A 1,920-nucleotide genomic window follows, 5' to 3' on the forward strand; every position below is an offset into this window, starting at 1 on the left:
CCTAAAGCCATTTTTATTTTTTACCCGGTTGATTTTAAGAAATTAACTGATTGACCTAAATATTACAGGATTAACGCAATTTTAAATACCTCACTAATTTTATAAAAGATAGCTATAAAAATCATGATACTAATAGCAAACTATTATATACTTTAACCAACATATATAGATAATGTAGTTTAAATACTATATTTTCTACATGTTTTTAAATTATTATTTTACCACATATTTAAACAAGTTAGCTAGGGCACCGTATGAATATTACTTTTCAAATGCTCCCTGACTTGATTTAAATATATCAACATATAATAACTTTAAACATACATTATTTAAAGGAGGAGAAATTTTGGCTCAACAACAAATAGGACTTGATTGGGAAGAGGACTTTCAAAGATTAACCCCATCCCAGTTTTTTAGAAAAAACAAACAGATGTTGGGATTCACAGGTAAAATACGTTCTTTAACAATCGTTTTCCACGAATTGATTACAAACAGTTTCGATGCATGTGAAGAATCAAAGATATTACCTGATATCGACATCGAATTGAAACGTGTTGATAAAGAACATTATATCTTAAGACACAGAGATAATGGACCTGGAATTCCAGAAGAATATGTGATGCAAGTATACTGTATGATGTTTGCAGGATCCAAATTCAGAAACATTCAATCCAGAGGACAACAAGGTTTAGGTTGTAGTGGTTGTGTGCTTTTATCCCAAATGACAACAGGTAAACCTGCTCATGTAATTTCATGCTACAAAGATGGCGATGAAATTAAAGGAGTTAAAATGAAATTCCAAATGGATGTTGAAAACAACCGCGGAATTTTAATGGAAAGGGAAGATTACCCCGCTGAAAGTACTGGAGTATGTATAGAATTACAGTTCAAAGACGTATCATACTCATTAGCTGAACAAGGTGCATTCGAGTACATCAGAAGAACAATGATTGGAAACCCACATGCAAAAATTACATTCAGGGATCCATCAGGACACAAATACATATTCAAAAGAGCTGCAGACATTGTTCCAGTACAGCCAAAAGAAGTGTTACCTCACCCAAAAGGTGTAAGTGCTGACGATTTAATGACAATGGCCAAAAATACTGACAGTAGAAGATATAAAAGTATGTTAACTTCATCAATGTCAAGAATGTCAAACAAAAGAGTTGATGAAATTGCAGAACTTACCGGAATCGACATGAATAAACGTCCAAAAGACATGACTTTCCAAGAAGCAGAAGCTGTTGTGCAATGCTTTAAGAAAATGAAATTCATGGCTCCTCCAACAGACGGACTTATACCAATTGGATCTGAACAAATTGAAAAAGGTATGAAACAAATTCTTAAACCAGAATTTGTAACCACAATAACAAGAAAACCTGTAACATACGCAGGAGGGGTTTCATTCATTATAGAAGCCGGTCTTGCATACGGTGGAGATGCCGGAAGAGTAGTTAATGAAAAAAGAAAATCTGAAATTATGAGATTTGCAAATAGAGTTCCATTGACATTCGATGCAGGAAGCTGTGCAATTACCGAAGCGCTTAAAAGTATTGACTGGAAACGTTATGGATTAAAAGATATGGACAACACTCCATTAACATTATTTGTAAACATCATTTCAACACAGGTACCTTATCTTTCAACCGGTAAGCAAAGTGTTTCACCTGAACCTGAAATCGTTCATGAAATCAGACAAGCAACAATGAAACTAGCTCGTAAATTACAAAAACATTTAAGAGCTAAAAGAGCAGCTAAAGAAAAAGAAAAACGCTCAAAAGTATTTGAAGAATATGTGCCAGTTATTATCGAAGAAGCTGCAAAACTTGGTGAAACAGGAGTTCCAGAATACCATGAAGTACTTGCAAAAGTAACTAAAAGAGCTCTTGCAGAGTTACTTGGTGAAAAAGTTGAAGA

The 1,920-nt window shown here is 33.9% G+C and carries 1 protein-coding gene; it reads left to right on the top strand.

What is annotated here, in order from left to right; all coding sequences use genetic code 11:
* Positions 1-346: 346 nt before the first annotated feature.
* Positions 347-1,920 (top strand): DNA topoisomerase VI subunit B (top6B, locus tag UIB65_RS03430; RefSeq protein WP_330039727.1); only part of this gene is annotated, 1,574 nt, incomplete at its 3' end.

It is taken from the genome of Methanobrevibacter sp. (genome assembly GCF_036307625.1).
GTDB lineage: Archaea > Methanobacteriota > Methanobacteria > Methanobacteriales > Methanobacteriaceae > Methanocatella.